At 37.2% G+C, this 4,407-nt stretch carries 5 protein-coding genes and 1 pseudogene; all 6 read left to right on the top strand.

The window, feature by feature from the left end; translation table 11 throughout:
* On the top strand, positions 1 to 1,093 hold a 1,093-nt coding region (locus tag ABUA47_RS23315), incomplete at its 5' end, for a type VI secretion system contractile sheath protein TssC (RefSeq protein ID WP_349832137.1).
* A gap of 402 nt (positions 1,094 to 1,495) precedes the next feature.
* On the top strand, positions 1,496 to 2,215 hold the full coding sequence (locus ABUA47_RS23310; protein WP_009293435.1) for a hypothetical protein: 720 nt from the start codon (positions 1,496 to 1,498) through the stop codon (positions 2,213 to 2,215).
* A gap of 12 nt (positions 2,216 to 2,227) precedes the next feature.
* The gene (locus ABUA47_RS23305; RefSeq protein ID WP_032558008.1) at positions 2,228 to 2,686 is read left to right on the top strand and encodes a hypothetical protein; all 459 of its coding nucleotides are present in this window, start codon (positions 2,228 to 2,230) and stop codon (positions 2,684 to 2,686) included.
* A 140-nt stretch (positions 2,687 to 2,826) separates the two neighbouring features.
* On the top strand, positions 2,827 to 3,492 hold the full coding sequence (locus ABUA47_RS23300) for a hypothetical protein (protein ID WP_049129079.1): 666 nt from the start codon (positions 2,827 to 2,829) through the stop codon (positions 3,490 to 3,492).
* 125 nt (positions 3,493 to 3,617) lie between these two features.
* On the top strand, positions 3,618 to 4,043 hold the full coding sequence (locus tag ABUA47_RS23295; protein WP_138287045.1) for a hypothetical protein: 426 nt from the start codon (positions 3,618 to 3,620) through the stop codon (positions 4,041 to 4,043).
* Position 4,044: 1 nt separating this feature from the next.
* Positions 4,045 to 4,407 (top strand): annotated as a pseudogene (locus tag ABUA47_RS23290) (hypothetical protein); the annotation flags it as partial.

The following is a 4,407-nucleotide window of genomic DNA, read 5'->3' as shown; positions in this document are numbered from 1 at the left end:
AATGCGGGACAAGGCCAAGGAAACCGCAGAAAATGCCGAGAACCTTCTTAATCATAACTTGAAGAATGCTCTTGCCAGAACACGGGAACTCGAAAGCGCATACCGCACTATTGCGCTCTTTTATAAGAACACGGAAAGTGATAAGGTGAAGAATGTCACCATTGTCAATGCGACCATGGAGCAGCTTCAGGATTTGGACAATACCATTTTTGCTGACCACATCAGCAATGAACTCAAACAGAATTTTGACCGTCTTGACCTGCGTCGCAACTACTCGTTGCTTGTCGTTCCCGGATATATAGGTTCAAATGCCATTTTGGACAAGTGGTCCAAGATTGCATACGAGAACAAGGCTTTTCTTGTTACAGACTTCCAAAACCTTGAAACTCCGGACGATGTAGTAGATATATTCTTCAATGCCAATCATACGGGTGGAGATGTATTCAAATCGAATACTATAATGACCTGTAACTGGTTGCTTGGTCGTCAAAGAGAGGAAAGCGTTGGAGAAGAAGAAAACCTTTATATTCCGCCATCTTCTTCACTTGCCGGGAAAATATACAAAACCTTAATGTCTCAGGTAGTAGCCGGTAAGAAATTTGGTGGACTTAATGAAGTAGAAAGTGTACGCTTCGACCTTCGCAAGAGTGAGATTTCCGAACTTGAACGTATGGGTCTTGTGCCGATGGTGAACGAGTACAGCAAGGTTATGGCTTTCTCTGCCAAGACATTATTTAATGGAGATAACCTTGGCTTGCAGACCTACTCCGTAGTTCGTGTATTCGACTATATAACGAAAGTGCTGATTGACTTCCTGAACCGTCGGGCATTTGAGAATTGGACTACTCGCACGGAAGCTGATTTACGTGGTCAGGTTGTGAAATTCCTCGATAGTGTAATGGGACCGAACAAACTCATCGAACGCTTCAAGGTTATGAAGATTGAACAAGACCCGAATCAGAAAGACCATGTGCTTCTTGATATCCACGTCACACCGTATTTCCCGGCAAAAAGCTTCGTGATACAGCTTGCCGGTCATAAAGGCGATAATCCGGAAGATGCTATTTGGGAAAGCGCATATCGTCAAGAATAAATTGGATAATTTTGAATTTACAGATGGGCATAATGTATGTCCATCTGTAAATCATTTATTCACTTATATGAATAAAGAAAAGAAAGAGTATCGGATAAGAAGTAGGTGTCCGTAATCAGATGAGTATCCTCAATAGCGCGGCGAAATCGGACAAGCTCTTGCACACTTTAATGTACAAGTGAACGAGGGTTAAGCCAAAGGAGCCATACTCTTTTAGTCTCATGCTATACCGTATATTCACAGAAAAAGCATTATTATGCAGCTTGCCAGTCTAAGGATTGGTTGCTCTGAAGGTACAATACTGGACGGTAAATATCATCAAGAATAAGTAAAACATTAACGAGTTGTATATTTGCCACTTTAGACAAATATTTCTCGTTCATATAATAAAAAAGGTCTGAAATGGAAATTACTTTGCAGCAATTTGAGGCAATGTGCCAAAATCGACAATTACATAATGGTTATGTTGAAGGTTTAGGGTGTGTATTTTGGCGGTCTCGCTATGTCATATCATCTGATACCACATCTACTGAATCATTTTCCACACCTTTCTATGAATTGGTAGTGATAAAGGATGAGAAAAATATCGAAAGTGGATTGCAACCATTAGAGGGGCTGATAGACAAGGGAACTACTGCTTTGTCTTTATATGGTATTGCAAATTCTTTTGAGCAATTATCCCAAAAACCTATTGTCATTGGAGAAAAGTATATTCAGATAAACAGACAAGGTACTTTGGTTCGTAATCCCAATAGAGTATATACAACAAAAGGTGAAGTTGCGAAAGGTGTAGGTAGGAAAATCTATATTGCAGGGCTTGTTATTGATACAGCGTTATGGATTTCTGGTAAACAGACTTTTTCCGAGGCGGCATTAAATATGGGAGTGAACACGGGCATTTATATTATCGGTTCTTATTTCCCTCCAGTTGGAATTGCTCTTGGTATTTTGTGGTTCATAACCAGTGTCTCAAAACGTCCATATATTTCCCCACCAAGTTATGAAGAAATACATGGCACTATTACTCCCGCAGATGCAACAAGAGTTGAACGTCCTTATTATTGTGAACCAATGAGAGTCAGGCCCAATCATAAAAAACATATATTAAGACAAGGAAAATGATACCATAACACAATGAATATAAAACGTAATACATCCTCTTTCAAAGAAAAAAATGGAGTTTCATTTTTCGATAATATATTTTATTGGATTTGGACTACTGTACCGTCAAAGGGATTTCCTGACCGTTCTTTTGTAGTTGTTACGGTATGTCAATTTTCTTATGTGTTGCTTTTTGTTTCTATTTTGTTGACTCTATTTGATGACCAAGTTCAACTTTGCATATATGACAAACCAGAACCTATAGCTATTCCCATGCTTATATTGTTGATAATATTATCTTTTATCAATTTAAAAATATATGATGAGCAAAAATATCAAAAATTGGAACATGACTTTAGACTGATGTCTGTTCCACAAAGAAAAAAACATAAAAATATTTTTTTTCTTTTCTTGTTGACTACCATATTAGTTATATTAGTTGATATAATGCTTCTTTATTCTTATAATTCTCATATGAATAATCTAACATGAAGTTTTCTTCGTGTAGTTAGTGCTCTTTTTTCAAATTGGAGATTTTTCCCATAATATAGCAATAAATAAACAATTTAATACGTCTATTATTTCAGAAAATGACAGTGAAATAATCATCAATTCCAAAAAACAAAAAAAATATGAAGATGATAAGAAGAGTTTTTGCAGTTTTATCGGCAGTGTTTTGTTTGGTAAGTTGTAATAATGAATCTAAACGAATGCCCATTTATGTTGAGCCGTGGTATAATTCTGAACCTTTGACAATTCAAGTGGGGAAGTTTAGCGATGTGCTGAAAAGTGAAGATGTAAAAAAACTGCAAAGCACGGCTGATGTAATTCGAGCCGAAATAGATAATACTCCCATTGAAACGCTCTATGTATTGGCGATTAGATTTTATGATTTAGGGCAAAAAGATGATGCCGTTTATTGGTTTTATACAGCACAGTTCCGCCGAAATCTTTACGCCCGTATGATAGAAAATGTAGGGGGTGTAGGAGAACCTGCATTTGAATGTCGTCAGGCGCAATTGGCATTCAATAAACTATCCGGGAAATGGATTAACGGTTATGCAGGTGGTGTACCGGATAAATGGCTTGAAATTCTTGCTCAAGTTATTAATGAAGGTCGCAAAAGCGGCTATGTCGGATTGGCTTATCCTAAACTTACCTTTAAGCCAGAAACAGAACAAGCTGCGGTAGCCGAAGATATAGCAAAAGAATTATCTGAACTGCGACAATATATTATAGATAATCGGGAAGAAATGGCACAAGCCCGTAAAGAAAATGGAATAGAAGGGAAATATTGATTGAATCTGAAAATAGGATATAGATAAACGACCATAAGATGAATATAAACTGGTGAATAATAATTCCTATTGTTCTTTTATTAATTTATGCTTTAGAATTGGCTAATAAATTAATGAAGATGAATATGGAAAAAGCAATCATGGTTGTAGTCAGCTTATTACTTTATATATCAGCATGTTGTGCCAATGTGTTTGCTGACAGTGATAGAAATCCCGGATGGGCATATTTGCTCGGAGGATGGATTGAAATCTTTTTGGTAAAATGGCCTTCAAAACTTTTTTATATGGCATGGCTGGCTAATATCACTTATGGATTTTCTATTAATATGTACTTGTCGGGGAAGAACACTTCATTATTATATGTACTTATTATAGTCAGTATATTATTGGCTATGCTTCCGTTGTTTTTTAATAATCCGACATTCGTAGACCCGGAACGGGGCATTGAAAGCACTCTTGGAGTTTTTCATTTATCAATAGGTTATTATCTTTGGATAGGTAGCTTTTTGACTTTGTTATTAGGTGAAATCGTATTGTTTTTCCAAAAATAAAATGAATAGATTTTTAACTATATATGTCTTTTTGCTATTGTGTGGCACGGCTTCCGCACAACAAATAATAGAATGGAATAATTTACAGACTATAACGGATAACGCACGGCGCACGGTCTATTATGAAAAAGGCAGTAAACAACCGTTGCAGGGAGAATACCGCATTGTACGAGGGCTTGACGAGGAGCGTGTTAAACTTTCCGATGGCATAATAAACGGCGATTATTTTCGCTATCGTGATGGGGTACTGCGTGAATCGGGCATATATGCCAAAGGTAAGCGTAACGGCACATTCACGGAGTATTACCAAGACGGCGTTACTCTCCGAAAGGAAACACCCATGCAGCAAGGCAAGATAGACGGA

This window comes from Bacteroides sp. RTP31139st1_H2_RTP31139_211217, assembly GCF_040227615.1.
GTDB lineage: Bacteria > Bacteroidota > Bacteroidia > Bacteroidales > Bacteroidaceae > Bacteroides > Bacteroides uniformis.
The sequence above is the reverse complement of the archived record's forward strand: the minus strand, read 5'-3'. Positions and strand labels throughout refer to the sequence as shown.

Bases quoted from the DNA above. Each gene is read 5' to 3' on its own strand.
- ABUA47_RS23310 (WP_009293435.1), top strand. From the start codon at position 1,496: ATGGAAATTACTTTGCAGCAATTTGAGGCAATGTGCCAAAATCGACAA.
- ABUA47_RS23305 (WP_032558008.1), top strand. From the start codon at position 2,228: ATGAATATAAAACGTAATACATCCTCTTTCAAAGAAAAAAATGGAGTT.
- ABUA47_RS23300 (WP_049129079.1), top strand. From the start codon at position 2,827: ATGAAGATGATAAGAAGAGTTTTTGCAGTTTTATCGGCAGTGTTTTGT.
- ABUA47_RS23295 (WP_138287045.1), top strand. From the start codon at position 3,618: ATGGAAAAAGCAATCATGGTTGTAGTCAGCTTATTACTTTATATATCA.